The 26,236-nt window shown below is 72.7% G+C and carries 24 protein-coding genes and 1 tRNA gene; 15 read left to right on the forward strand and 10 right to left on the reverse strand.

Annotated features, from left to right (window positions below; translation table 11 throughout):
• A partial coding sequence (locus M8330_RS17665; RefSeq protein ID WP_250828437.1) for an integrase core domain-containing protein occupies positions 1-156 on the forward strand: 156 nt, incomplete at its 5' end.
• Between the two features lie 109 nt (positions 157-265).
• On the opposite strand, the gene M8330_RS17670 is transcribed toward M8330_RS17665, so the two are convergent.
• Positions 266-338 (reverse strand) — tRNA-Leu (locus M8330_RS17670).
• An 89-nt stretch (positions 339-427) separates the two neighbouring features.
• On the opposite strand from M8330_RS17670, the gene M8330_RS17675 reads away from it, so the two are divergent.
• The 5 genes from M8330_RS17675 (at position 428) to M8330_RS17695 (ending at position 5,596) form a co-directional block, all read left to right on the forward strand.
• The gene (locus tag M8330_RS17675; RefSeq protein WP_308196058.1) at positions 428-1,045 is read left to right on the forward strand and encodes an ANTAR domain-containing response regulator; all 618 of its coding nucleotides are present in this window, start codon (positions 428-430) and stop codon (positions 1,043-1,045) included.
• Positions 1,046-1,373: 328 nt separating this feature from the next.
• Positions 1,374-2,678, forward strand: a complete 1,305-nt coding sequence (locus M8330_RS17680; RefSeq protein ID WP_250828403.1) for an ABC transporter permease subunit — start codon at positions 1,374-1,376, stop codon at positions 2,676-2,678.
• 14 nt (positions 2,679-2,692) lie between these two features.
• On the forward strand, positions 2,693-3,889 hold the full coding sequence (locus M8330_RS17685; protein WP_250828404.1) for a branched-chain amino acid ABC transporter permease: 1,197 nt from the start codon (positions 2,693-2,695) through the stop codon (positions 3,887-3,889).
• Positions 3,882-4,838: an ABC transporter ATP-binding protein gene (locus tag M8330_RS17690; protein ID WP_250828405.1), complete on the forward strand. Its 957-nt coding sequence runs from the start codon at positions 3,882-3,884 to the stop codon at positions 4,836-4,838. Before M8330_RS17685 ends, M8330_RS17690 begins: the two co-directional genes overlap by 8 nt.
• Positions 4,835-5,596, forward strand: a complete 762-nt coding sequence (locus M8330_RS17695; RefSeq protein ID WP_250828406.1) for an ABC transporter ATP-binding protein — start codon at positions 4,835-4,837, stop codon at positions 5,594-5,596. The genes M8330_RS17690 and M8330_RS17695 overlap by 4 nt, the downstream gene beginning before the upstream one ends.
• A gap of 420 nt (positions 5,597-6,016) precedes the next feature.
• Here M8330_RS17695 and M8330_RS17700 read toward each other — a convergent pair whose 3' ends face one another.
• Together M8330_RS17700 and M8330_RS17705 are read right to left on the reverse strand one after the other, a co-directional pair.
• A complete protein-coding gene (locus tag M8330_RS17700) occupies positions 6,017-7,381 on the reverse strand; it encodes an ABC transporter substrate-binding protein (protein ID WP_250828407.1) in 1,365 nt (454 codons plus the stop codon).
• 129 nt (positions 7,382-7,510) lie between these two features.
• On the reverse strand, positions 7,511-8,257 hold the full coding sequence (locus M8330_RS17705; RefSeq protein WP_250828408.1) for a DUF554 domain-containing protein: 747 nt from the start codon (positions 8,255-8,257) through the stop codon (positions 7,511-7,513).
• A gap of 173 nt (positions 8,258-8,430) precedes the next feature.
• Between M8330_RS17705 and M8330_RS17710 the strand changes: the two genes are divergently transcribed.
• The gene (locus M8330_RS17710; RefSeq protein WP_250828409.1) at positions 8,431-9,021 is read left to right on the forward strand and encodes a GNAT family N-acetyltransferase; all 591 of its coding nucleotides are present in this window, start codon (positions 8,431-8,433) and stop codon (positions 9,019-9,021) included.
• A gap of 16 nt (positions 9,022-9,037) precedes the next feature.
• Here M8330_RS17710 and M8330_RS17715 read toward each other — a convergent pair whose 3' ends face one another.
• Positions 9,038-9,487: a hotdog fold thioesterase gene (locus tag M8330_RS17715; RefSeq protein WP_250828410.1), complete on the reverse strand. Its 450-nt coding sequence runs from the start codon at positions 9,485-9,487 to the stop codon at positions 9,038-9,040.
• Positions 9,488-9,554: 67 nt separating this feature from the next.
• Positions 9,555-10,211, reverse strand: coding sequence for a hypothetical protein (locus M8330_RS17720; RefSeq protein WP_250828411.1), 657 nt, complete (start codon positions 10,209-10,211; stop codon positions 9,555-9,557).
• Positions 10,212-10,355: 144 nt separating this feature from the next.
• On the opposite strand from M8330_RS17720, the gene polA reads away from it, so the two are divergent.
• Positions 10,356-13,058, forward strand: a complete 2,703-nt coding sequence (gene polA / locus M8330_RS17725; protein WP_250828412.1) for a DNA polymerase I — start codon at positions 10,356-10,358, stop codon at positions 13,056-13,058.
• Between the two features lie 18 nt (positions 13,059-13,076).
• On the opposite strand, the gene M8330_RS17730 is transcribed toward polA, so the two are convergent.
• Entirely contained in the window at positions 13,077-14,438 is a 1,362-nt protein-coding gene (locus M8330_RS17730) for a lipopolysaccharide biosynthesis protein (protein ID WP_250828413.1), read from the reverse strand.
• A 244-nt stretch (positions 14,439-14,682) separates the two neighbouring features.
• Here M8330_RS17730 and M8330_RS17735 point away from each other — a divergent pair, with 244 nt between their 5' ends.
• Entirely contained in the window at positions 14,683-15,294 is a 612-nt protein-coding gene (locus M8330_RS17735) for a hypothetical protein (RefSeq protein WP_250828414.1), read from the forward strand.
• A complete protein-coding gene (locus M8330_RS17740) occupies positions 15,291-17,963 on the forward strand; it encodes a YhgE/Pip domain-containing protein (protein WP_284704891.1) in 2,673 nt (890 codons plus the stop codon). Before M8330_RS17735 ends, M8330_RS17740 begins: the two co-directional genes overlap by 4 nt.
• A 47-nt stretch (positions 17,964-18,010) precedes the next feature.
• On the opposite strand, the gene M8330_RS17745 is transcribed toward M8330_RS17740, so the two are convergent.
• Positions 18,011-18,889: a class I SAM-dependent methyltransferase gene (locus M8330_RS17745; RefSeq protein WP_250057388.1), complete on the reverse strand. Its 879-nt coding sequence runs from the start codon at positions 18,887-18,889 to the stop codon at positions 18,011-18,013.
• Positions 18,886-19,668 (reverse strand): hypothetical protein, encoded by a 783-nt coding sequence (locus M8330_RS17750; protein WP_250057386.1) that lies wholly within the window; start codon positions 19,666-19,668, stop codon positions 18,886-18,888. Before M8330_RS17750 ends, M8330_RS17745 begins: the two co-directional genes overlap by 4 nt.
• Positions 19,669-19,770: 102 nt before the next feature.
• On the opposite strand from M8330_RS17750, the gene M8330_RS17755 reads away from it, so the two are divergent.
• Together M8330_RS17755 and rpsA are read left to right on the forward strand one after the other, a co-directional pair.
• Entirely contained in the window at positions 19,771-20,718 is a 948-nt protein-coding gene (locus M8330_RS17755; protein WP_250828415.1) for a phosphotransferase family protein, read from the forward strand.
• Positions 20,719-21,068: 350 nt separating this feature from the next.
• Positions 21,069-22,535 carry a 30S ribosomal protein S1 gene (gene rpsA / locus M8330_RS17760; protein ID WP_250057382.1) on the forward strand — a complete coding sequence of 489 codons (1,467 nt, stop codon included), beginning with the start codon at positions 21,069-21,071 and terminating at the stop codon, positions 22,533-22,535.
• Positions 22,536-22,640: 105 nt separating this feature from the next.
• On the opposite strand, the gene M8330_RS17765 is transcribed toward rpsA, so the two are convergent.
• On the reverse strand, positions 22,641-22,805 hold the full coding sequence (locus M8330_RS17765; protein ID WP_250057380.1) for a hypothetical protein: 165 nt from the start codon (positions 22,803-22,805) through the stop codon (positions 22,641-22,643).
• A gap of 93 nt (positions 22,806-22,898) precedes the next feature.
• Here M8330_RS17765 and M8330_RS17770 point away from each other — a divergent pair, with 93 nt between their 5' ends.
• Positions 22,899-23,840: a helix-turn-helix domain-containing protein gene (locus M8330_RS17770; RefSeq protein WP_250828416.1), complete on the forward strand. Its 942-nt coding sequence runs from the start codon at positions 22,899-22,901 to the stop codon at positions 23,838-23,840.
• On the opposite strand, the gene M8330_RS17775 is transcribed toward M8330_RS17770, so the two are convergent.
• On the reverse strand, positions 23,816-24,967 hold the full coding sequence (locus M8330_RS17775; protein ID WP_250828417.1) for a DNA glycosylase AlkZ-like family protein: 1,152 nt from the start codon (positions 24,965-24,967) through the stop codon (positions 23,816-23,818). The two genes, M8330_RS17770 and M8330_RS17775, sit on opposite strands and share 25 nt — an antisense overlap.
• 165 nt (positions 24,968-25,132) lie before the next feature.
• Here M8330_RS17775 and M8330_RS17780 point away from each other — a divergent pair, with 165 nt between their 5' ends.
• The gene (locus M8330_RS17780; RefSeq protein WP_250828418.1) at positions 25,133-25,894 is read left to right on the forward strand and encodes a GntR family transcriptional regulator; all 762 of its coding nucleotides are present in this window, start codon (positions 25,133-25,135) and stop codon (positions 25,892-25,894) included.
• A gap of 69 nt (positions 25,895-25,963) precedes the next feature.
• Entirely contained in the window at positions 25,964-26,236 is a 273-nt protein-coding gene (locus tag M8330_RS17785; RefSeq protein WP_250828419.1) for a rhodanese-like domain-containing protein, read from the forward strand.

Genomic DNA, 26,236 nt, shown 5'->3' on the forward strand with positions numbered 1-26,236 from the left:
GGCTGGGCATTCAAGAAGTTCTACAACTCCGAGTCAGCCCGACTCGCGGCCCTGCCAGCATGGGTCCACGAGTACAACCACCACCGGCCCCACTCAGCAATCGGCAAGGCCGCCCCCATCACCAGACTGAACAACCTGGCTGGGCATCACAGCTAGGAGTCCTCATGCGGGCCTGCTGCGGGCCTGCTGAGGGCCTGGGGAGGTCCTGGTGCGGTCTGGCTGAGGGCCTGGGGAGGTCCTGGTGCGGTCTGGCTGAGGGCCGACGTGCCCCGGGTGGGATTCGAACCCACACTGGCGGTGGTTTGAGCACCGTGTCTCTGCCGTTGGACTACCGGGGCGCGGCCAGGGGAGAGGTTACCGGGGCCACGACACGTGACGTCGCTCGCCCCGGCCGTCGTCCGGGCCGCTCGTGGCCTAACCTTGCGCCGTGAGCAACGCAGCCACGGGCAGCCAGCCCTCCCCCCGGACCGTCGTCATCGCCGAGGACGAGGTCCTCATCCGCATGGACCTCGCCGAGATGCTGGGGGAGGAGGGCTACGAGGTCGTCGGTCAGGCCGGCGACGGCCAGCGCGCCATCGAGCTCGCCACCGAGCTGCGGCCCGACCTGGTGATCGTGGACGTGAAGATGCCCGTGCTCGACGGCATCGCCGCGGCCGAGGAGATCGCCGGCAAGCGGATCGCGCCCGTCATCGTCCTCACCGCCTTCAGCCAGCGCGACCTGGTCGAGCGGGCCCGCGACGCCGGCGCGATGGCCTACCTGGTCAAGCCCTTCTCCCAGACCGACCTCGTGCCCGCCATCGAGATGGCGGTGACGCGGTTCGCCGAGGTCCAGATGCTCGAGAGCGAGGTCGCCGACCTCACCGAGCGCCTGGAGACCCGCAAGGTCGTGGACCGGGCCAAGGGCGCGCTGCAGGCGCAGATGGGTCTCTCCGAGGCCGAGGCGTTCCGGTGGATACAGAAGACCGCCATGGACCTGCGCCTGTCGATGCGTCAGGTCGCCGACGGCGTGCTCACCCACGGCCCGGGCATCGCCGAGAGCTCCTGATCCACCGTCGTCGGCACCGGCCGGACGCACGACGCCTCGAGGGCGGCCCGCACCGAGCGGGCCGCCCTCGGGCCGTTCCGGGCGGCTCGCGCGCCCGCTCGGGTCACGGACCGGTGCTGCTCGGTCTCACCTCGGAAACGGCGGGGTAAAACGGCCGTTTCAGGGTCCCGAGGTCGGGGTTCGGTGTGGTTGGGTTGGCGGGTTCCGGGCCGACCATGCCCTGGCGCACGCGTCCGCGTCTCTCGGACGCGCTCGAAGAAGGAGAACCACCTTGGTGTCCACCACACCGACCTGGGCTCGGCCCCGGGCCAGGGGAGTGACGGGCCTGATGGCCCTGCTGTCCCTCCTGGCCGGGCTGCTGCTCCTCGCGGCCCCCACGGCGTCCGCGAGCACGACGTCCACCCTGTGCATGCCCAGTGACGAGACCGGCTGCATCAGCGGCACGATCGGCAGCCGGGTCGACCCGGTCGCGGGCGTCACCGTCACGCTGCTCGACGAGAACGAGGCCGAGGTCGGCTCGGTCACCACCGGCGACGACGGCAAGTTCAGCTTCTCCGTCGACGCGGCCGGCACCTACTACGTGCTCGCCGACCCGGAGAGCCTGCCGGACGACCGTGAGGTCCTGCCGCCCGCCGACGACGTCGCGGGCCCGGACGACTCCACGACCGTGGACGCCACGCTCGGTGGCACGTCCGCGATCGTGATCAACGTCCGCTCCGTCGACTACCAGGCCGGCGAGGCCAGCCTGGGGACCCAGCTGATCCAGGCGTCCGCCCAGGGTCTGCGTCTGGGCCTGCTGCTGGCGCTTGCCTCCATCGGTCTCTCGCTGATCTACGGCACGACCGGTCTGTCGAACTTCGCGCACGCGGAGCAGGTGACGCTCGGCGGCATGGTCGGCTACGGCCTGTGCAACGTGCTCGGCATGAACCTCTGGCTGGGCATCGTCCTGACGACGCTGATCTGTGCCCTCACCGGCTACGCCCAGGACCGCGTGCTCTGGACCCCGCTGCGCCGCCGCGGGCTCGGCCTCACGCAGATGATGATCGTGACGATCGGCCTCTCCCTGGCCGCCCAGTACGTCTTCCAGTTCATCGTCGGCGGCTCGACCGAGAAGGTCGTGGTGGAGAACTTCTCCAACGTCGAGATCGGCCCCGTCTCGCTGACGTGGCTCTCGCTGGTCGCGATGGGCATCTCGCTCGTCGTCATCGGCCTGGTCGGCTTCGTGCTCCTGCGCACCCGCGTGGGTCAGGCGACGCGTGCGGTCTCCGACAACCCGGCGCTGGCCGCGGCCTCCGGCATCGACGTGGACAAGATCGTCCGCGGCGTATGGACCGCTGCCGCCGGCCTCGCCGGTCTCGGCGGCATCCTCTACGCGCTGACCGTCTCCAACGGCATCCGCTGGGACACGGGCATGCAGATCCTGCTCCTGCTCTTCGCCGCAGTGACGCTCGGCGGTCTCGGCACCGCCTTCGGCGCCTTCGTCGGCTCCATCATCATCGGCCTCGTCGTCGAGCTCGCCGGCCCCCTCGGGGCGCCCGGTGACCTCAAGTACGCGATCGCCCTCGTGATCCTGATCCTCCTGCTCCTCGTGCGGCCCCAGGGCCTGCTCGGGCGTGCGGGTCGGGTCGGCTGAGAAGGAAGCGCACCATGGATCAGTTCCTCTCCATCCTCCAGGCGACGGTCGAGGAGGGCATCGCCCCCACGACCGCGGGTGTCGCCATCGCCGTCATTGGCCTCAACATCCACTTCGGCTTCACCGGTCTGCTCAACATCGGCCAGGCAGGCTTCATGCTGCTGGGCGCGTACGGCATGGCCATCACGCTCACCCAGGGCCTGCCGATGCTGGTCGCCGTCCTCGTCGGTCTCGGCGCCGCCGTCCTGTTCGCGTTCCTCATGGGAGCGCCGACGCTGAAGCTGCGAGGCGACTACCTCGCCATCGTCACGATCTCCGCCGCCGAGATCCTGAGGTACTTCGGACGCCTCGCGGCGCTCGAGCCGTGGACCGGCGGTGCCCAGGGCATCTTCGGCAAGAACTTCCAGCCGGCCTTCATCGAGCTGTCGTTCTTCGGCGGCGGCCGCTTCGACCTGCTGCCCTTCAGCTACCGCGACGCCGGCGGCACGCCGGTCCGGGTCATCAGCCTGCTGCTGCTCGTCGTGGTGATCGCTGCGCTGGTGATGCTCCTGACCGGTGCTCGTACCAGCAAGGGCCCGCTGGCCGGTCTCGCCAGCAACCGCGCCGTCGCCCGGTGGGGCTCCATCGGCCTCGGCGTCCTCACCTTCCTGCTGGTGTTCTTCACCTTCCCGGTGAGCCTGCCGCGCACCGGCACCAACGGCTGGTGGGTCCGCGGCGTCGCGTGGGGTCTCGTGGCCCTGTGCCTGCTGTTCGTCTGGCTGCTCGTCCGCAGCCCCTGGGGCCGTGCGCTCAAGGGTGTCCGCGAGGACGAGGAGGCCATGCGCTCGCTCGGCAAGAACGTCTTCGTCATCAAGATGCAGGCGCTGGTGTTGGGCGGCATGCTCGGTGCGCTGGGCGGCATGGTCTACGTGCTGACCTCCACCGTGCAGGCCGACGCGATGGGCCGCTCGCTCACGTTCTTCGCCTACACCGCACTGCTGCTCGGCGGCGCCGCGACGATCTTCGGCCCCGTCCTCGGCACGGTGCTCTTCTACTCGGCTCGTATCCTCATCCGCAACGCCGCCAACGCCTACGTGCCGGACGGCTGGATGTCGACGCAGCAGACCGACCAGTTCAGCTACATCGTCGTCGGCGTGGGCCTGATGCTCCTGGTGATCTTCCGGCCACAAGGAATCCTCGGCGACAAGAGGGAGCTCCGGTTCAATGTCTGAGACCACCATCGGCAACCTCGCCGACCCCGCCGCGCGCAAGGCGCTCACCGACGGCGTCGAGCGCACGCCCGGGTCGGCCAAGCCCGACCCGATCCTCAAGGTCGACACCATCGTGCGGCAATTCGGTGGAGTCACGGCCGTCAACGTCGACCACCTCGAGGTCCAGAAGGGGCTCATCACGGCCCTCATCGGCCCCAACGGTGCCGGCAAGACGACCTTCTTCAACCTGATCACCGGCTTCGACCGGCCGACCTCGGCCGGCAAGGGCGCCCACTGGGCGTTCGACGGCCGCACGCTGGACAAGACGGGCGCCTCCGCGGTCGCCAAGTCCGGCATGGTGCGGACGTTCCAGCTGACCAAGTCCCTCAACCGCATGACGGTGATGGACAACATGATGCTGGGCGCCCAGGACCAGACCGGCGAGAAGCTGGGCCTGTCCTGGCTGAAGCCGACCTGGGCCAAGCAGGAGAAGGAGATCGCCGAGAAGGCCGAGGGCCTGCTCGAGCGGTTCAAGCTGCTCGCCAAGAAGGACGACTACGCGGGCTCGCTCTCGGGCGGCCAGCGCAAGCTCCTCGAGATGGCGCGCGCGCTGATGACCGACCCGAAGATGATTATGCTCGACGAGCCGATGGCCGGTGTGAACCCGGCGCTGACGCAGTCGCTGCTGGGGCACATCCAGTCGCTGCGCGACGAGGGCATGACCGTCCTCTTCGTCGAGCACGACATGCACGTGGTCCGCCACATCTCCGACTGGGTCGTGGTGATGGCCGAGGGCCAGGTCGTGGCCGAGGGCCCCGCCGACACCGTCATGTCGGACCCGGCCGTGGTCGACGCCTACCTGGGCGCCCACCACGACACCGACCTCGGTGACGACTCGCTCCTCGAGGACGACGACCCGATGGAGAAGCAGATCGAGGCCGAGGTCGAGGCCGAGGAGGGCAAGGCATGAGCGACGGCAAGCCGCTGATCGAGGTCAGCAACGTGACGGCCGGCTACCTGCCCGGCGTGAACATCCTCAACGGGTGCAGCCTCACCGCGCACTCCGGCGAGATCATCGGCATCATCGGCCCGAACGGTGCCGGCAAGTCGACGCTGCTCAAGGCGATGTTCGGCCTCGTGAAGATCCACGACGGCACCGTCACCCTGGGTGGCAAGGACATCACCAACATGCGCACCAACAAGCTGGTGGAGATGGGTGTCGGGTTCGTCCCGCAGACCAACAACGTCTTCCCCTCGCTGTCGGTGGAGGAGAACCTGCGCATGGGGCTCTTCCTGCGGCCCAAGAAGCTGCGCGAGCGGCTTGCGGCGCAGTACGACCTGTTCCCGAACCTCCACGAGCGCAAGGACCGGTCCGCCGGCGCGCTCTCTGGTGGTGAGCGTCAGTCGCTGGCGATGGCCCGCGCGCTGATGATGGAGCCCTCCGTCCTGCTCCTCGACGAGCCCTCCGCGGGCCTGTCGCCGGTGCGCCAGGACGAGACCTTCATCCGCACCCGCAAGATCAACAAGACCGGCGTCTCGGTCGTGATGGTCGAGCAGAACGCACGTCGCTGCCTGCAGATCTGCGACCGCGGCTACGTGCTGGACCAGGGCAAGGACGCCTACACCGGCGCCGGCCGCGAGCTCGCCGACGACCCGCGCGTCATCGAGCTCTACCTGGGCACCCTGGCAGCCGACGTGGACGCCGAGCGCGAGGACCTGCAGCACTGAGCGCCTGATCCACACCTGCACGACCCGCAGGGGCCGCACCGAGACTCGGTGCGGCCCCTGCGGCGTTCCGGAGCGGTGCTGACCCGGGACGTCATGCGTCTGAGGGGGACTGCGTTCGTTCCGCATGACGTCCGGGCCGGCGGGTGGGCGGCTCTGGCTGGCTGGGGCTGCTGGCGGCTGGCCGGTGGGGGCCTGAGCGGCGGTGCGTGGGCAACGCTTCTGGGGTGGCAGATGGTTGCCGGCGTACCGCTGGTGCCGCATGGGACGTCATGCGTCTGTGGGGACTGCGTCCGTTCCGCATGACGTCCGCACACGAGGTGCCGGGTCGTGCCTCCGGAAAGCACAGGACCCCCGGACCGAGCGGTCCGGGGGTCCTGCGGTGGTGCGTCAGCCGGTCGACCGGCCGTCAGGGGGTCGAGGTCACTCGGCCTTGGCGCCCTGGACGGTGGTGGTCAGGCTCGGCACGTTGTCGCCGTCGAAGGCGTAGATGCCCACGTAGGCGGACGACGGGTCGTTCTCGTCGTCGATCGAGCCGATGCCGGACGGGCCGGTGTAGTGGATCTCGTCACCCTCGTCGAGCAGCGCGATGCAGTCGGCGTAGCTGGTGCACTCGGTGCCGTCGGTCGCACCCGAGACGGCGGCGAAGTTCGCCTGGACCGTCGTCGAGGAGGCGTCGCCACCCTTGTAGGCCGCGAGGGCCGCGAGGATGGTGGCGTCGTAGGACTCAGCAGCGTAGGAGAAGTCGGACAGCGACTTGCCGGAGGCGGCCTCGTTCCAACCGCTCAGACGGTCCTTGAAGTCCTGGGAGGCGTCAGCGCCGGGGATCGTGCCCTGAGCACCCTCGAGGGTGCCGGCCGGGAAGTCCTCGGAGTAGTCGGCCGTGTTGCCGTCGGTGAAGTACGTCGCCGACATGTCCCAGCCCTGCGAGACGAGCTCGGGCACGATGGCCTTGGTCTCGTCGAACGCGAGGACGACGATCGCGTCCGGGTTGGAGGCGATGGCCGCGGAGACCTCGGAGGAGAAGGAGGTCTGGTTCGGCGGGAACTCGTCGCCGTCGCCCTTGCAGCCGTAGGTGCACTCGCCGCCGGCGGAGACCACGGTCTCCTCGACGACGTCGCGCAGGCCGGTGCCGTAGGCGTCCGAGAACACGATGAACGCGACGCGCTGGAAGCCGTCGGAGGCGATCAGGGTGCCGAGCGCGTTGCCCTGGATGCCGTCCGGCGGGGCGGTGCGGAAGTAGAAGTCCGAGTAGCCGGACAGCGACACCGCGGTGTTGGCCGGGGAGACCTGGGTGATCTTGGCGTCGGTCAGGGTGTCGACGAAGTTTAGCGACACGCTGGAGGACGCAGCACCGACGACCACGGAGGCACCGTTGCGCACGAAGCTACGCGCGGAGGCGGTGGAGACCGAGAAGTCGGAGGAGTCGCCGGAGTCCTGGATGTCGTGGCAGGCCGGGAGGCCCGCGACGCCACCAGCGGCGTTGATGTCGGACACCGCGAGGCCGACACCGGCGATCTCCGGCGGGCCGAGGAACGCGAGGCTGCCGGTCAGCGGCAGGATGCCGCCGGCGATGAAGGTGTCGTCGACAGAGACGCTGTTGGCGCACTCGTCGTTAGTGTAGCTCTCGGTCGAGGCCGACTCGGATGCGGACTCGCTGGCCGATGCCGAGGTCTCGGCGTCGGAGGCGGTGGTGTCGCTCTCGGAACCGCAGGCGGTCAGGGCCAGGCCCAGGGCTGCGGTGCCGGCCATGACCTTCAGCCAGCTCGAGGTGGTGGTTCGCTTCACGCGGTGAACCTTTCTTGTCCGTGATGTTCGCGGGGAGCCCGTGCGCCGCACGGCCTCACAGCGGGATCACCGTATGACCCTGAGAGGCTCCCAAACCTCCCCGAACCGTGTCGTTGCACAATCGTGACGTCACTGCATCCAGGCCACGACCTGCACCAGGACCGGAGCCACCAGGACGGCGGGCAGAAGGTCCGCGACAGCCAGGTCACGCAGCCTGAGCAGGCGCAGGGCCACCCCGACCAGCAGGACGCCGCCCACCGCCGTGACCGCGGCGAGATGGGCTTCGGGCAGCACGCCGCCAGCGGCGACACCCACGAGCGTGAGGGTCCCCTGGAGCACCACCACGGTCAGCACGCTGGCCGCCACGCCCCACCCGAACGACGCCGCGAACGCGATCGCGGCGAACCCGTCGAGAGCCGCCTTCAGGTACAGCTGGTCCGCGCCGTTGCCCAGCCCGTCGCTGAGCGAGCCGAGGATCGTCAGGGGTCCGGTGCAGAACAAGAGCGAGGAGACCACGAACCCCTCCACGAAGCGCTGGCGCGCCTCGCCCGCCCCGCCGCGGGTCAGCCGGCGCTGCACCCAGCCGCCCACCTGCTCCACCCGCTGCTCCAGCCGCAGCAGGGAGCCGGCGATCCCACCGATGGGCACCGAGCCCAGCACGATCAGCATGGGTGCGGAGGAGCCGACGGCGTCCGACAGTGCGGGGGAGAGGACCTCCATCGCGGAAGTGCCGGCGATCAGCAGCGTGACCAGGCCGAGACCGTCAGTGACCAGGTCGCGGGTCCGCTCCGGCAGCCGGTGGCCGAGTGCGACGCCGAGCCCGGCCCCGAGCAGGACGGTGAGGGCGTTGACCAGCGTGCCGGTGCCGGGGATCACGGATGAGCCTCCTGGTGGTGCGGGCTGAGGTGCGCACCCGGCGGCTCCGGTGCCCTGACGCAGCGGGACGCCACGCAGCGGGGACAGTACGCAACGGGGACAGTATTCTGAGGCAGGTCGCAGGCGCGGCCGCTGGGGGAGCACGCGGGTGCGCGTGCAGGAGGAGGCGGGCCGTGGCCTGGCACGAGGTGACGCTGCGTGACGCAGTCGTCGAGGACGCCCTCTTCCTTGCCGAGGTGTGGACGGGGGCCCTGTCGCGCTCGGACGTCGCCGACCAGGTGGCCCACCTCGAGGTCGTGGTGAAGTCCGCGGCCCAGACTCCCGGGGAGCGGGTCGTCGTCGCCGAGGTCGGCGGGGAGCCGGCCGGTGCCGTGCTCCTGCGCGTGGCTCCCGTGAGCCCGCTCAACCCCGAGCTCGTCGTCCAGGCCTTCGCGCCGCAGGTGCTCGTCCGCTTCCGTCGTCACGGCGTCGGACGCCGCCTGCTCGAGGCGGCCGCAGAGCTCGCCGACGTCCACGGGGTGGCCCACGTGGTGACGGCCGCCGCGTCGTCCTCGCGCGACGCGAACCGCTTCATGGCGCGGCTGGGCCTGGCGCCGGCGGCTGTCGTGCGCGGGGCCACCGTGCACCAGCTGCGGGCGAAGATCGACGCCCAGCTGCCCGAGCGGCGGCGCGCTCGCGTCGACCAGCGTGCGCAGGCCGTCGTGGCCCGCCGCAGCCGGTTGCGCCGGGCCGCGCAGCGCGTGGAGGCCGAGCCGGAGGGCTGAACCCGCTGGGTGGGACTCAGAGGCCGACGCGGCTGCGGGGGAGCACCGAGCAGGTGATCCGCGCCGTGCAAGTGCGGCGTCCGGCCTCGTCGGTGATCGCGACCTCCCACACGCTGCTGCTGCGCCCGACGTGGGCGGGCGTGGCCATACCGGTGACCGTGCCGGAGGTGACCGACCGGTGGTGGGTGGCGTTGATGTCCACGCCGACCGCGACGCCGTCGGGCCAGGCGGCCAGGCCCGCGGCGACCGAGCCCACCGTCTCGGCCAGCACCACCGACGCCCCGCCGTGCAGCAGCCCGAAGGGCTGGGTGTTGCCCTCCACGGGCATGGTCGCGACCACGCGTTCGCGGCTGACCTCGGTGAGGCTGATCCCCATCTTCCGGTTCAGCGCCCCGTCGGCGTCCGGGAGTTCGGCGAGAAACGCGCGAGCCTCGTCGTTGGCGTCGGGTTTCGTTGTTTCCGTCACGGCCACAACGTAGACCGGCCCCCGAGCCGTGGTAGGGCGGCGGTCGGGGCCGGTCGGACGGACGTGCTCAGACGCAGACTGCTGCGTGTGCTGCCTCGGAGAACTTCGACTGAGGCTCGAGATCGCAGCGGGCGCCGCCGCTGCCCTTGGGGCCGAAGGTGCGCCAACGGACGGAGGACCACTTGACGAAGCCCTCACCGCTGCCCTCGATGGCGTCGCACCAGGAGTACTCCCCGGTGCCGCGGGCCACGAGGCGTCCGTTGTACCAGGCGACGGAGGTGGCCTTGGGGATGACGGTCCGCTTCTTGACGGTGATCTTGACTGACTCGGTGCGGTTGTTGGCCACACGCATCTTCCAGTCGACCTGAGTCCCGATGCCGGCAGCTCCCTTGACCAGCTTGCGGAGCACGACGGCTGCCTCCACCTCGGCCTTGTAGCGGGCCTTGATGCCGGCGCTGACTCGCTTGTTGTTCTGGCTGCGATAGGTGGTTCCTCGCTTGACCACCTTGCGGCCGGGGTAGGACTTCTCGCGCAGACGTGTGAGTACAACAGATTCCTTCCCGGTCACGTTGCGAACGCGGTACACGTAGGTGTTGACGTTGCAGGCCTTGCCGCGAGCGGCCGGGTCCGCCCTTGGCTCCGCCTCTGCCGCGCTGGCGGTGGGGCCGGTGAGAACGGCGGTAGCGAGCAGTGCCGCCGTGATGATGCTTCCGAGAGAGCGCACGAGATTCCGTTTCTGATAGGACACCCGCGATTCGGGTGTGCAGGGCATCCGTACCCCGATCATGTCCGGGCAAACCTGTCATTTCTCGATCCTGTGGACAGCGTCGGATGGGGTGCTGTCGGTGACTCTGACTAGAGTCGCGGCGTGCCCGAGACGACGCCTGCCACCGACCGCCCGCGGCTCCTGCTGCTCGACGGCCACTCCCTGGCCTACCGCGCGTTCTTCGCCCTCCCCGCGGAGAACTTCTCCACCAGCACGGGCCAGCACACGAACGCCGTCTACGGGTTCACCTCGATGCTCATCAACGTGCTGCGCGACGAGCAGCCCACGCACGTGGGCGTCGCCTTCGACGTCTCCCGCACGACGTTCCGCACGGCCGAGTACAGCGAGTACAAGGCCACGCGGCAGAAGACGCGCCCGGAGTTCTCCTCCCAGCTGCCGCTGATCGAGGAGGTGCTGGAGGCGCTGCACATCCCGTTCCTGAAGAAGGACGGGTACGAGGCCGACGACATCATCGCCACGCTGACCACGCGCGCGCTGGAGGAGACGGACATGGAGGTCCTGATCCTCACCGGCGACCGCGACTCCCTCCAGCTGGTCACCGAGCGCTCCACGGTGCTCTACCCGATGCGCGGCGTCTCGGACCTGGCGCGGATGACGCCCGCGGCCGTCGAGGAGAAGTACAAGGTCCCGCCGCAGCGCTACCCCGAGCTCGCGGCGATCGTGGGGGAGACCTCCGACAACCTGCCCGGCGTGCCCGGGGTCGGCCAGGGCTTCGCGGCCAAGTGGATCAACACCTACGACGGTCTCGACAACGTCATCGCCAACGCCGACAAGATCGCCGGCAAGAAGGGCGAGGCGTTCCGCGAGCACCTCGGCGACGTCATCCGCAACCGCCGGCTCAACGCGCTCGTGCGCGACCTGCCGCTGGAGAAGGGCCCGGACGACCTGGGCCTGCGCGCCTGGGACCGCCAGGCCGTGCACACGCTCTTCGACGGCCTGGAGTTCCGCGTCCTGCGGGACCGACTGTTCGAGACCCTCTCCAGCGAGGAGGAGGTGGACGGCTCCGGCTTCGAGGTCGAGGGACGACGGCTCGGCGAGGGCGAGGTCGCCGGCTGGCTCGAGGAGCACGCGAGCGACGTGGTCGGGCTGGTCGTGGGCGGCTCCTGGAAGGCCGGCACCGGGGAGGTGCACTCCCTCGCGCTCGCCTCGGCCACCGGCGAGGCCGCCTGGCTCGACGCCGCTGCCGTCACCCCCGAGGACGACGCCGCGGTCGCCGCCTGGCTCGCCGACCCGGCACGCCCCAAGGTACTGCACGACGCGAAGGGGCCGATGCACGCGCTGACGGCCCGCGGCTGGCCGCTGGCCGGCCTGCAGAGCGACACCGCGCTCGCCGCCTACCTGGTGCGCCCCGACCAGCGCTCCTACGACCTGGCCGACCTCGTGCTGCGCTACCTCAAGCGCGAGCTGACCGCCGGCACGGCCGACTCCGGCCAGCTCTCGCTCGACGCGCTGGCCGAGGACGACGCCGACGACGCGGCCGCGACCACCGCGATGCTGCACGCGCGCGCGGTGCTCGACCTGGCCGAGGCCCTGGACGGCGAGGTGGCCTCGCACGGCGGCGAGGAGCTGCTGCGCGACATGGAGCTCCCGCTGGTGCACCTGCTCGGGCGTCTGGAGGAGACGGGCATCAGCGTCGACGTCGAGCACCTCGAGGGGCTGGAGGAGCACTTCGCCACCGAGGTCCGCGCCGCGGCGGACGAGGCCTACGCGGTGATCGGCAAGGAGATCAACCTCGGCTCGCCCAAGCAGCTGCAGGTGGTGCTCTTCGACGAGCTCGACATGCCCAAGACCAAGCGCACCAAGACGGGGTACACCACCGACGCGGACGCCCTGCAGAGCCTCTACGTCAAGACCGAGCACCCGTTCCTGCTGCACCTGCTGCGGCACCGCGACGTGATCCGGCTGCGCCAGACGATCGAGGGCCTGGTCAAGACCGTGCAGCCCGACGGGCGCATCCACACCACGTTCAACCAGACGATCGCCGCGACCGGCCGTCTCTCCAGCACCGAGCCGAACCTGCAGAACATCCCGATCCGCACCGAGGAGGGCCGCCGCATCCGCGAGGCCTTCGTCGTGGGCGAGGGCTACGAGTCGCTGATGACCGCCGACTACAGCCAGATCGAGATGCGGATCATGGCGCACCTGTCCGAGGACGGGCTGCTGACCGAGGCCTTCCGCTCCGGCCAGGACTTCCACTCCATCACTGCCGCGCGGGTGTTCGGCGTCGACGCCGCCGACGTGGGGGTCGAGCAGCGCGCCAAGATCAAGGCGATGAACTACGGGCTCGCCTACGGTCTCTCCGCGTTCGGCCTCTCCCAGCAGCTCGGTATCGAGCCGGTCGAGGCGCGTGGCCTCATGGACGAGTACTTCGAGACCTTCGGCGGGGTGCGCGACTACCTGGCCGGGGTCGTGGACGAGGCCCGGCGCACCGGGTTCACCGAGACCATCCGCGGCCGGCGTCGCTACCTGCCGGACCTCACCAGCGACAACCGCCAGCGCCGCGAGATGGCCGAGCGGATGGCGTTGAACGCCCCGATCCAGGGCTCGGCCGCCGACCTGATCAAGATCGCGATGCTCGACGTCCAGGCCGCGCTGGAGTCCAAGGGGCTGACCTCCCGCCTGCTCCTGCAGGTGCACGACGAGCTCGTGCTCGAGGTGGCGCCCGGCGAGGCCGAGGCGCTGGAGCAGCTCGTCCGCGACCGGATGGGCGGCGCCGCCGACCTCACCGTGCCGCTCGACGTCTCCGTGGGCACGGGCCGGTCCTGGCACGACGCGGCGCACTGAGCCGCGGGCCGCGGCGGGTCAGTCGGTCTCGGTCCCCTGGCCGTGGGGCTGGCCCTGGGTCTGGCCCTGGGTCTGGCTCTGGGTCGGATCCGCCGGCTCGTCCGCGCCGAGGCGGTGCAGGCTGAGACCCAGCAGCACGAGCAGCAGCAGGGCGTCGACCGCGATCACCACGGCGACGAGCCCCGGCAGGCTGGCAGTCGTGGCGCCCAGCCCGACCAGGGCCAGCACGCCGCCCCACACGAGCAGCTGGGAGCGACGCCCGCGCCGGGCCAGCACGGAGTACACGAGCAGCTGGAGCATCGAGAGCAGCGTCCCGAGCACGGCGAAGAGCCACAGCTCGTCCTGCACGTCGGCGTACTCGGCGCCACCGACGAACACCAGCGCCACCGGGGCCAGCAGCCAGGCCGCCAGCGTGCTGACCGCACCGATCCCGAGCACGGCGGCCAGGCTGCGCAGCAGTGCGCGTCGTCGCTCGTGGGCGGTCGACATCGACGGGAACGCCACGACCACGACGAACTGCGGCAGGAACAGCACGGCCTTCGTGAGGATCAGCCCGGCCGCGTACAGGCCCGCCTGGTGGCGGGGGAGCAGGTTGCGCGCCAGGACGATGTCGACGTTGGAGAGCAGGAAGAACGCCAGGAGCGCCAGGGAGGCCGCCAGCGCCTCTCGGGCCACGGGTCGGCGGCCCGGCCGCACGGGCGCAGCGCCGTCCGCGGAGGAGGCGGCGCCACGGGCCGCGGACCCTGCACGCGGGCGCAGCGCGACCCACCCGACGATCGCGGGGGCCAGCATGGCGAGGGCGACGCCCACCATCGCCGAGGTCTCGCTGGGCATGACCAGCAGGGCGAGCACGCCGAGCACCAGGCGGGGCACGCCGATGCCGAGGTAGAGCATCGAGAGGGCGAGCCAGCGCCGCTCGCCCTGGAGCACGCCGGCCTGGCCACCGGAGATCGTCAGCGGCACGGCGGCTGCGGCCACCAGCAGCGCCGGCCAGATGCTGTCCAGGTGCAGCAACCGGTGCACCACCGGCGCGAGCACCAGCATGAGCGCGCCCACGGCCCAGGCGGCCCGGTAGGTCACGCCGAGCACGTCCCGCTCGATCAGGTGGACGGCGGCGGGGTCGGTCGAGACCCGTCGCGCGGCCGTGGCCTGGAGCCCGAGCTGAGCGACGGCGACGACCATGAGCAGCGCCATCAGCGAGGCGACGGCGCCGTACTCCGTGGGGCCGAGGAGCCGTGCCGAGACCATCTGGAAGCCGTAGGTGGCGACGTTCATGACGCCCATGGCGACCGCGATGCCGGCGGAGGTGCCCAGGACGCCGCGCAGCCGGCCGCGCGGCGGCGCGTCCTGCGCAGGGGCGGGTGCGGGTGCGCTGGTCACCGGCGCATCGTAGGCACGCGGGTGTCGCGCGAGCGCGCAGGAGGGTGAACCGCCCGGGACGCCACGATGAAGGTCTTGCGGCGGCACGGGGGTAGGACCCGTACGAACTCGTAAGTAACTTGACGTGACGGCGATCACTTTCTGCTCTATCGTCTCGGCTTGCGCCTGGGTCCGGGGAGGGAACCGGCGCCCGCCGGACCGTCGGTCCGGTGGACGTCCACCCACCTGGAGGGAGCGCTCACCCATGCGCACGTCCATCTCCACGAGCCTGGTGCTGGCGCTCAGCGCCGCCCTGCTCGTCGTCCTCGGCTCGGTCGGCCTCGGCCTCGGCCCGAGCGTCCTGGTCGGTGCCGGTCTCGGCGCCGTCGTCTGGCTGGTGCCGGACCGGTCCCCGCTGGCCCGCGTCGGCGGTCTGGTCGCCGGCGTCCTGGTCGCCTGGCTCGGCTACGTGCTGCGTGCGGCCGTCCTGCCCGACACGCCCGGCGGCCACGCCGTCTCGGTCGCCCTCACCGTCGTCCTGGCCGGTGCGGTGGTCGTCGCCTCCCGCGAGCGGCTGCCCCTGTGGGCCCCGCTGCTGGGCGCGGCAGCCCTGGCCGGGGTCTACGAGACCGCCTACTCCGAGGCCCCGCCGGAGGTGCTCGCGACCTCCTTCGTCGCGGTGACCACCCTGGCCTGCACCCTCGCCGTCGGCCTGGTCCTCACCTCCCTCGTGGCTCCGGGTGGCCAGTCGGCCGCGCCGCAGCACCGGCACGCCCGGCACGAGGGCGACCCCGACGGCCAGGTCGCCGAGACCGTGCCGGCCGCCGAGACCGCCCCCGTCGCCCAGACCGCTCCGTCCGCGGAGGTCGCCCGATGAGGGCCGCGCGCGGTCGCGTGCGCCGCGCCGGCGCGCTCGGTGCCGTCGGCGGCGCCGCCACCGCCCTGCTGCTGGTCGCCGCCGTGGCCTCCCCGGCCCTGGCCGAGGGCGACGCGGACGCCGGCGACGTCGGCGTCGTCAACACCGAGACCGTGCAGGTCTACACGGACGCCTCGGGCACCCCGACGTCCACCCGCCTCTACGAGCAGCTCAGCCTCACCGGCACCGGCGACGTCACCGTGAGCAACCCGGTGGAGACCTCGGGCCTGCGCAACCTCGACGGCTTCAGCGGTCTCGACGTCGAGGACGGCGAGCAGGTCAGCGACCTGCACGTCGACGGCCACGCCGCCGTCCGCTCCGTCAGCGACTACGACGGCACCCTTCCCGTGACCCTCGACGTGGTCCACCTGCTCGACGGCGAGCAGGTCGACGCCGCGGACGTGGTGGGGGCGACCGGGCACCTCGAGGTCCGGTACACCGTCACCAACACCTCCTCGCAACCCACCGAGATCAGCTACGACGACGGGGACGGCGGCACCGTCACCGAGACCGTCGACGTGCCGCTCCCGATGGTGGCGAGCCTGACCACCGTGCTGCCCGCCGGCTTCACCTCCGTGAGCAGCGAGGCCGCCAACATGGCCGGCGACGGCAAGGGCGGGATGATCCTCAGCTTCACCCTCACCCTCATCCCCCCGATCGGCTCCGAGTCCGCCACGGTCGGCTGGAGCGCCGACGTCGTGGACGGCGTCGTGCCGGACGCCTCCCTCACCGCGCTGCCGGTGGACCCGCTGGCCAGCCCCACGTTCGCGACGGCGGCGACCTCCTACCAGGGCGGCGCCGACACCGGCGTCGAGCTGGCGGCCGGCGCGGCCGAGATCGACGCCAACCTGCTGCGCGTGCGCGACGGCGCGGCCGAGCTCCTCGCCGGCCTCGTCCAGCTCCGTGACGGCGCCGAGCAGCTCTCCGCCGGCCTCGTCGGCGAGGCCGCTCCCGGCTCCGCCGAGCTCGCGGACGGGGCGGGCCGGCTGCGCTCCGGCCTGGTCGAGCTCGCCGACGGCGCCGGCCGGCTCTCCGTCGGCACCGACGACCTGCTCGTCGGCGCCGACAAGCTGGACGCCGGGGCCCGGGCCCTGGACGACGGCGCCGGCCGGCTCTCGGCCGGCCTCGACCGGGCGGCCGCGGGCGCCGAGGACCTGGACGCCGGCGCCGGTCGCCTGGCCACCGGCGCGGGTGACCTCGCGGCCGGTGCCACCGCCGCCGCCGAGGGCAGCGCCGACCTCACGGCCGGGCTGGCCCAGATCGAGGCGGGCCTGGACACCCTGGGTGGCGCCAGCGGCCTGGGCGCCGCGCAGCAGGGCGTGACCGCCCTCCAGCTCGGCGTCGCCCAGCTCGCCGCCGGCCTCGGCGACGACAGCGACCCGACCACCCTCGTGGGCGGGCTGGCCGCCCTGTCGGCGGGCCTGGGCCAGGCCGAGACGGGCGCCGGCCAGATCCACGGCGGCCTGGTGGCGCTGCGCAGCGACACGACCGGCCTGGGCGCCGCCAAGGCGGGCGTCGACCAGGTCAAGGCGGGCCTGGACGCCGCCGTCGCGCCGGGCGGCTCCGTCGACCAGCTGCTCGCGGGCATCGCCCAGGCGCGGGCGACGGCCGGCTGCCTGGGCGACCCGGTCTGCACGGGCACGCTCGACGCCGTGGCGGCTGGCGTGGAGTCCGGGCGGACGTCCCAGCAGCAGGCCTCGGCCGGCCTCGGCCAGGTCTCCGGCGGCCTGGCCACCGCCCTCGGTGCCCTGGACACCCAGCTGGTGCCGGGCGCCTCGCAGCTGGCCACCAGCCTCGGCGGTGCCCGCGCCGGTGCCGACCAGCTGCACACGGGTGCGGCCTCGGCCGCCGCCGGTGTGGACCAGGTCGCCACGGGGCTCGACCAGCTCTCCGCGGGGCTGACGGCAGCCGTGCAGGGCGTCCTCCAGCTCGGCACCGGTGCCGAGGCCGCGCACGCGGGCAGCCAGACCCTCGGCGCGGGCCTCGACCGGCTCGACGCCGGCGCGGGTGCCCTCTCCGACGGCGCGCAGGAGCTCGCCGCGGGCACGGGTTCGCTGGCCGACGGCACCGGGGAGCTGGCGGCCGGCGCGGGCGAGCTGTCGGCCGGTACCGGCGAGCTCTCCGCGGGCACCGGCGAGCTGGCGAGCGGTGCCGGCGACCTCGAGGACGGGGCGGGCCGGCTGTCGGCCGGCGCCACCGAGGCCGCGGACGGCTCGACGCAGCTCGTCGACGGCGCGACGCGGCTCTCCTCGGGGCTCACCGACGCCGCGGACGGCTCCCAGCAGCTGGCCGACGGCCTCGTCGAGGCCGCCGACGGTGCCCCGGCGCTCGTGGACGGCGCGACGCAGCTCTCGGAGGAGGGCACCAGCGTCCTGGTGGCCAAGGGCGAGGAGACGGCCCAGTCCTACGGGGCGATGTACGCGACCCTGGCCGCCCAGTCCGAGCGTGCCTCGACCGGCTCCATGGCCGTCGGCGCGCCCGCGGGTGCGACCGGGCTCACCGCGTACTCCTTCGAGGTGCAGGGCGAGTCCGGGGAGACCGGTGAGAACGCCGGGCGCGGGCTGCTCGCGGGCGGGGTGATCCTCGCCGGTGGCGCGGTCGCGCTGGTCCGGCGGCGCTTCCTGGCCTGAGCGGCGGCCACCGCGGCACCGACCGGTGCCCGTGGCGGCCGACCTGCTCAGAGCAGCAGGTCGGCCGCCACGATCGCCGTGCCCGGCGTGAGCCGGCCCCGGGTCGCCGACCAGCCGCCCCAGACCCGGTCGTGCCGCTCGGGCCACTCCGGCTCCACCAGGCGACGGATCGCCAGCCCCCGGCCCGCCAGCAGCGAGACCCAGTCGCCCAGCGTCCGGTGGTGCTCCACGTAGGAGACCTCGCCGCTGGCCTCGTCCACCTCCACGTAGGGGCGCCGGTCCCAGTAGGACTGGGACGCCACCAGCCCCTCCTCGCCGGGGTCGTCGGCGAACATCCACCGCGTGGGGTGGGTGATGGAGAACGCGAACCGGCCGCCGTGGCGCAGGACCCGCACGACCTCGTCGACGCAGCCGTCGATGTCGGCGACGAACTGGAGCGCCCCGAACGAGGAGAAGACGACGTCGAAGCTCGCGTCGGCGAACGGCAGGTCGGTGGCCGTGCCGCGCACGGACGGCACGGCGACGCCGGTGGCCTCGTCCAGGCGGCGGGAGTGCTGGAGCTGGCGGTGGGAGAGGTCCAGCCCGATGCCCCGGCCGCCCCGGGCCCGCACCCAGCGCGAGCACTGCCCGGCGCCGGAGCCGATCTCGAGGACGTCCTTGCCGGCGACCTCGCCGAGCACCCCGGCCCGCTCCTCGGTGAGCCCCTCGGGCCCCCACACGAAGCCGGCGTCGCCGAGGAACTCGCCGTGGGTGGCCTGGTAGTCGTCGGCGTAGCGGTCCCAGTCGGGCCCGTTGGCGGCGCGTGACTCCGCCTCGTCCACCGCCCGCCGCTCCACGCGCACCGGGGGCATGGGCGGGTGGCTGCGGGAGTCCGGCGCCACCGGCGGGAGGTCGATCGGGGTCACGGTCGGGCGCTCGGCGCTCACCCGAGGCCGCCCGGGACGACGGGACCGGAGCCGGGCCGCCGCCGGCCGAAGGGCAGCATCCCGGCGATCTCGCCGATCGGGCCGACGGCCCGCTCGAGGGCGTCGGCGGAGCCGGAGAGCGCCGGGACGAGGCGGGCCAGCTCGGCCAGGCGGGGCTGGAGCGCCTCCAGGGTGTCCCCGAGCGCGATGAGCTGGTCCAGCGTGCCGCCCTCGGCGAGCATCGTCTCCAGGAAGCCGTCGTCGGCGAGCATCCGGTCGGCCAGGCCGCCGGGCCGCAGCACCTGCTCGAGCAGCCCGTCCTCCCGCGTCAGTCGGTCGACGGCGCCGTCCACGGCCAGCAGCCGCTCCAGGACGCCGCCCTCCTCGGTCAGCCGGTCGAGCGCACCGCCCTCACCTGCGAGCCGGTCGATCGCGCCGCCGTCGGTGAGTAGCCGCTCCACGGGTCCGCCGTCCGCCAGCAGGCGGTCGAGCACGCCGTCGCGGGCGAGCATCCGGCCCAGTGGACGGTCAGGGGCGATGAGCTCGGCCACGGTGGTCGCGAGCCGGATCGGTCCGTCGGGATCGTCGAGCAGGGCCATCAGCCGGTCGGCCTGGCCTCCGGGGCCGACGATCTTCTCCAGCTGGTCGCGGTACCCGCCCGGCCGCCGGACCGGCCCGTCCGGGGAGGCGAGCTCGCCCAGCGCGAGCGTGGTGCGGGTCGCGGCGAGGGTGAGGCGCCACGGCAGGAGCGCGACGCCGGCAGCGGTGCCGGCCGCGCGGCCGAGGAAGGTGGGGGCCATGGGCTCACGGTACGACGCCCCGTCCGGAGCGGGCCGGGTCGACGGGGGAGCGCCCTCGCCCTGGCACCGCCCTGGCGCCTCCCTCCCTGGCACCATGGCGCCGTGAGCGAGCACGAGCAGGCGGCGATCGAGGTGCCCGGCCTGGGCGCGCTGCGGCCGCTGCCCGGCGGGTACTCCGGGCGCGCGTTCCTGGCCGAGACCGGGGGAGAACGCAGCGTCGTGCGGCTGTTCGCCCCCGACGACCCGCAGGCGCCCCTGGTCGCGGGCGCGGTGCTGCGCCGTGCGGCCGGGCTGGTGGCGGGCGTGCCCGAGGTCCTCGAGGTCCGGGCCGGGGACGCGGCGTGCGACGTGCCGGGGCTCCTGGTGACGTCCTGGCTGCCCGGCGAGCACGGCGCCGACGTGTGGCCGACGCTGGACGACGTCGAGGCGGCCGACCTCGCCCGCCGGCTGGCCCGCCTCCTGGCTCGCCTGGCCTCGGCGCCGCTGCCGTCAGCAGGACGCTTCGTGGACGCCGACCTGCGGGTCGAGCCGTGGCCGGAGCCGTGGGACGACCTGGGCTACGCCGTCCGGGCCCTGGCCCCGGGCCTGCACGACTGGGACAGGGAGGAGCGGACGGGCCTGGACGCCCTCGTGGAGCAGGCCGAGGACGCGCTCGACGAGCCGCTGGCGGTGCCCACCGGCAGCGTGCTGGTGCACGCCGACCTCAACCCCAAGAACCTCCTGCTGGCGCGGACGCCCGAGGGGGTGCGCGTCACCGGAGTCCTGGACTGGGAGTTCGCCCACGCCGGTCAGCCCGAGTCCGACCTGGGCAACCTGCTGCGTCACGAGGCGCGGCCGGCGTTCGTGGAGCCGCTGCTCGACCTCTACGCCGACCTCCGGGGCGAGCCCGTTGGGCTGCTTCGCGACCGGGCCCGGGCGCTGGACCTGCTGCCCCTGGTGGAGCTCGCCGCCCGCGCCCAGCGGCACGCCCCGGCCGAGCGGGCGGACGCCGTCCTGCGGGCCTGCGCGCGGGCCCGCGACCTGCACGCGGCGCCCGCCCCGGTCCACTAGCCCGATCCACCAGCCCGATCCACCAGGCTGGACGCAGGCCGACCCGCACGGGACTCGGCGTCCCCGGGCGTGTCGTCCCCGGTTGGACGCGCTCGTCACAGGGTCGTAGTCTTGCCTGTGCGCCTGGAGTCTGCCTGCGTCCCGTACGGAGCGGACCTCGGCATTGCCATCCGATGCGTCGTGCCCGGCTGCGCCGGCCCTCCCGAGGGCCTGCTGCCGGTGGTGACGCGGGCGGCGCCCGACCGACGGTGACGTCGGTGCCGGGGTGCCGACGAACCACACGTCCGTGACGGCGAGGGCTCCGCGCGCGCTAGATCTACTTCTGCCCACTTCAAGGACTCACCTACTCCATGACCATCTCCTCCACCCTCCCCGAGCACGACGCGCCGCAGGTTGCGGTCAACGACATCGGCTCGGAGGCGGACTTCCTCGCCGCGATCGACGAGACCATCAAGTACTTCAACGACGGCGACATCGTCGACGGCACCATCGTCAAGGTGGACCGCGACGAGGTCCTGCTCGACATCGGCTACAAGACCGAGGGCGTCATCCCGTCCCGCGAGCTGTCGATCAAGCACGACGTCGACCCGGCCGAGGTCGTCTCCGTCGGCGACCAGGTCGAGGCGCTCGTCCTCCAGAAGGAGGACAAGGAGGGTCGCCTGATCCTGTCCAAGAAGCGCGCCCAGTACGAGCGCGCCTGGGGCACGATCGAGCAGGTCAAGGAGGAGGACGGCGTCGTCGAGGGCACCGTCATCGAGGTCGTCAAGGGCGGCCTCATCCTCGACATCGGCCTCCGCGGCTTCCTGCCGGCCTCGCTCGTCGAGATGCGTCGCGTCCGCGACCTGCAGCCGTACGTGGGTCAGACCCTCGAGGCGAAGATCATCGAGCTGGACAAGAACCGCAACAACGTGGTCCTGTCCCGCCGCGCCTGGCTCGAGCAGACCCAGTCCGAGGTCCGCCACGGCTTCCTCACCCAGCTCCAGAAGGGCCAGATCCGCAAGGGTGTCGTGTCCTCGATCGTCAACTTCGGTGCGTTCGTGGACCTCGGCGGCGTCGACGGTCTCGTCCACGTCTCGGAGCTGTCCTGGAAGCACATCGACCACCCGTCCGAGGTCGTCGCTGTGGGCGACGAGGTCACCGTCGAGGTCCTCGACGTGGACATGGACCGCGAGCGTGTCTCCCTGTCGCTGAAGGCGACGCAGGAGGACCCGTGGCAGCACTTCGCCCGTACCCACCAGATCGGTCAGATCGTGCCGGGCAAGGTCACCAAGCTGGTGCCCTTCGGTTCCTTCGTCCGCGTCGAGGAGGGCATCGAGGGCCTGGTGCACATCTCCGAGCTGGCCGAGCGCCACGTGGAGATCCCCGAGCAGGTCGTCCAGGTCAACGACGGCGTCATGGTCAAGATCATCGACATCGACCTCGAGCGTCGCCGCATCTCGCTGTCGCTGAAGCAGGCCAACGAGACCGCCGTCGCCACCGACGTCGAGGAGTTCGACCCGACGCTGTACGGCATGACCGCCACGTACGACGAGCAGGGCAACTACGTCTACCCCGACGGCTTCGACCCGGAGACCGGCGAGTGGCGCGACGGGTTCGACGAGCAGCGCGCCGCCTGGGAGGCCGAGTACGCCCAGGCCCACGCCCGCTGGGAGCAGCACGTCAAGCAGCAGCAGGAGGCCGCCAAGGCCGAGGTCGAGGCCGGCGAGGCCACCTCGTACTCCTCCTCCAACGAGGCCGAGGAGACCGAGGACTCCGGTTCGCTCGCCTCCGACGAGGCCCTGCAGGCCCTGCGCGAGAAGCTGACCGGCGGCCAGTGAGCCACCGGCGGCGCGCGTCCTGACGGACGCCCCGCACCACGCACGAAGCCCCGCCCGGGTCACCCGGGCGGGGCTTCGTGCTGTCCGGAGGCGATGGTCGCGGGCTCAGTGCCAGGAGGAGCCGCTGCGACTGAAGGTGTCCACCTCGTGGCTGGCCGGCGGGCGGTAGCCGTCGTCGCCGGTGGGGTCGTCGTCGAGCAGGACGCGGAGGCCGACGAGTGCGCCGGTCGTGAGGATCACCAGGAGCCAGAAGATCAGGAGTGCGGTCATGGCAGTAATCCTGCGCTCATTGGTTTCGTGCCACGAGTGGCAGAAGTGCCCCTCGTGATCGATTTCCTGCCAGCGATCTGTCATGCTCGCCGCGTGCTCACCAACGTCGCCGCCCTCGTCTACGACGGCGTGGCCCCCTTCGAGCTCGGTGTCGTCTGCGAGGCCTTCGGTCTCGACCGCGCCGACGACGGGGTCCCCGTGCTCGACTTCGCCGTCTGCGGCGTCGCCCCGGGCCCGGTGGAGACGGACATGGGGTTCGCCCTCGACGTCCGCCACGACCTGGGACGGGTGGCGGAGGCCGACCTCGTCTGCGTCCCGGCGCAGCCGCGAGGCGAGGCGCCCCCGGAGATCATCGAGGCGCTGCAGGCGGCCCACGACCGCGGGGCTCGGCTGCTGTCGGTCTGCTCGGGCGCGTTCACGCTCGGGGCGGCCGGTCTGCTCGACGGCCGCGAGTGCACGACCCACTGGCGCTACACCCAGCGCCTGGCCGACACGTTCCCGCTGGCCACCGTGGTGCCCGAGGTGCTCTACGTCGACGCAGGCCAGGTCGTGACCAGCGCCGGCACGGCAGCGGGGATCGACGCCTCGCTGCACGTGTGGCGCCAGGAGCACGGCGCGGCGGTGGCCAACGTGATCGCCCGGCGCATGGTCGTGCCTCCCCAGCGTGACGGCGGCCAGGCCCAGTTCATCGCCCGGGCGGTGCCCGAGTGCGCCGCCGACACCCTGGCCCCCGTGCTGGCATGGATCGACGAGCACCTGGCCGACGACCTCGGGGTCGACGTCCTGGCACGCAAGGCGCACATGGCGCCGCGGACGTTCGCCCGACGCTTCCGCGAGGAGACGGGCACGACGCCGCACGCCTGGATCACCGCCCAGCGGGTGCGCCTGGCCGAGGAGCTGCTGGAGCGCTCGGACCGCCCCGTGGACTGGATCGCGCGCGAGGTCGGCTTCGGCAACCCCGCCACGCTGCGGCACCACTTCACCCGCGTGCGCGGGCTGAGCCCCCAGGCCTACCGGCGGCAGTTCGCCTGCTGAGCGCGCTGGAGGTCCGCGCCCAGCCAGCGGGCCAGGTCCTCCAGCTCGGCCTCGACGGCTGCTCGCACGTCGGCCGACCACGGCGCGTCCTCGTGCACGGCGTCGACCCGGAGCACGCCCTCGGCCGGCTCGTGCCGAGCGTCCACCTTGCCCACGAGGTCGGCGCCGGCCAGCACGGGCATGGCCCAGTAGCCCCAGCGCCGCTGCGCTGCCGGCTTGTACATCTCCAGCTGGTAGTCGAAGTCCCACAGCTCAGCCATCCGCTTGCGGTCCATCACCAGCCGGTCCAGGGGCGAGAGGACGGCGGTGCGCGGCTCGAACCCCGCGCGGACCGACTCCAGGTGCTCCTCGTCGACCTGCCAGGTGCCGCGGACGCCGTCGACCGCCACCGTGAGCCCGACGGCTCCGACGTCGTGCGGCTCGCCGGGCGTGACGGCGGAGCGGGCCCGGGCCAGGCCGAGCGCGCGCAGGCGGCGACGGCCCTGCTCGCGACGGGCCTCCTCGAGCGGGACGGGCTCGTCGTCGGGGTAGACCCGCTCTGCCAGGTCCCACAGGCGGTGCTGACCCGCACGTCCCACGACCGCCACCTCGCCGCGCGCCGCCATCAGGTCCAGCAGTCGCAGCAGCGAGCGGTCGTCGTTCCAGCCCGAGGAGCGCCAGGCGCGCACGATCGCGCCGCGGGGGAGCGAGGGGGCCGGTAGTGGCCCGTCGCCGCGGAGCGTCTCCAGCACCTCCAGCCGAGCGGCGTCGTTGTCCTCGACCCATCCCTCGACCTCCACCTGCCACTCCTTCAGGCTGCCGTCCCGGCCGGCGGGGACGGGCCAGGCGGCCATCTCGGCGGTGTGCAGCCGGACGTCCTCGGCCGGTCGCGCGAAGCCACCGAGCTCCACCAGCCCGCCCCCGGCCAGCAGGTCGTCCAGTTCCTCGCGGTCGTAGGAGCCGCCGAGCCTCGACCAGAGCACCAGGTGCGCGCTGGGGGCGACGTGCGCGGTCGGGTCGAGCTGGAGCACGCCCAGGTGACGCACCACCGTGAGCACGTCGTCGGGACGGGGGGAGTCGAGCAGCTGCGCGCGCACGCAGACGCGCCGGGCCTCCTGCGGGCTGAGTCGGACGGTGGCTGCGGGCACACCAGGAGCGTAGGCGCGGGCGCCGACGGCGCGCCGCCGACGGGTCGTGGAGACGCCCGATCCAGAATGTCCGGACAAGTGGGGGTCGGCGCCTTGCATGCGCCCCCGTATGTCCGTACATTGAGTGTCGTAACCCCAGAGGGGGTTACGAGGAAGGGAGAGGGCATGACCGAGCAGACGCTCCGCACCCTGGAACGAGGGGCGGGTCAGCCGTTGTGGATGCAGCTCCAGGGCGACCTCAACCGGCGCCTCGAGCGCGGGGAGTTCGTGGACGCGTTCCCGGGCGAGATGCAGCTCGTCTCCGACTACGCCGTCAGCCGGCACACCGTCCGGGCCGCCCTGCGCGCCCTGCGGGAGACCGGCGTGATCGAGTCGGCCCGTGGCCGGCAGCCCCGCGTGGCCGCTCCCCGGATCACCCAGGAGCAGGGGTCGCTCTACAGCCTGTTCAGCAACGTCGAGTCGACCGGCCACAGCCAGCGCTCCGTCGTCCGCCGCCTCGAGGCCCGCGCCGACGGCGTCGTCGCCAGCCGCCTCGGCCTGGAGGAGTCCTCCCCGCTCGTCTACCTCGAGCGGGTCCGGCTCATGGACGACGAGCCGCTCGCGCTCGACCGCGTCTGGCTGCCCGCCGACGTCGCCGCGCCTCTGCTCACCGTCGACCTCTCGGCCACCTCGCTCTACGGGGCCCTCGCGGAGCACTGCGACCTGACCCTGAGCGGTGGCACCGAGCAGGTCCGCGCGATCGTCCCGTCCGCGGCCGAGCGGGAGCTCCTCGGCATCGGCACCGACGTCGCCGCACTGCACCTCGAGCGCCTGGCCTCCAGCCGCGGCCGGCTGGTCGAGTTCCGCCGCACCCTCGTGCGCGGCGACCGCTACGCACTCGTCACCGACCTCGGCAGCCCCGACCTGCGCGTCACCACCGGCGCCTGAGCCCGGGTCTCCGTCGCCCCCTCCCAACCCACCGTCACCGCACGCCCCGCACCACCCAGGAGGAAGCCCATGACCAGCATCCCGGTCCCCACCGTCGACGTGCACGAGGCCCTGCGCCTGCACGGCGAGGGGGCACTCCTGCTCGACGTCCGTGAGCCCGACGAGTGGGCCGAGGTCCACGTCGACGGCGCGACCCACCTGCCGCTCGGGCACCTGGACCCCGCTGACGTCCCCTCCGACCGCCTCGTCGTGGCGTGTGCCGCTCGGGCAACCGCTCCGGCAAGGCCGCGGCCGTCCTCGCCGGGGCCGGCCACCACGTCGTCAACATGGGCGGCGGCATGA

Source organism: Nocardioides bruguierae (assembly GCF_023656415.1).
GTDB classification, from domain to species: Bacteria; Actinomycetota; Actinomycetes; order Propionibacteriales; family Nocardioidaceae; genus Nocardioides; species Nocardioides bruguierae.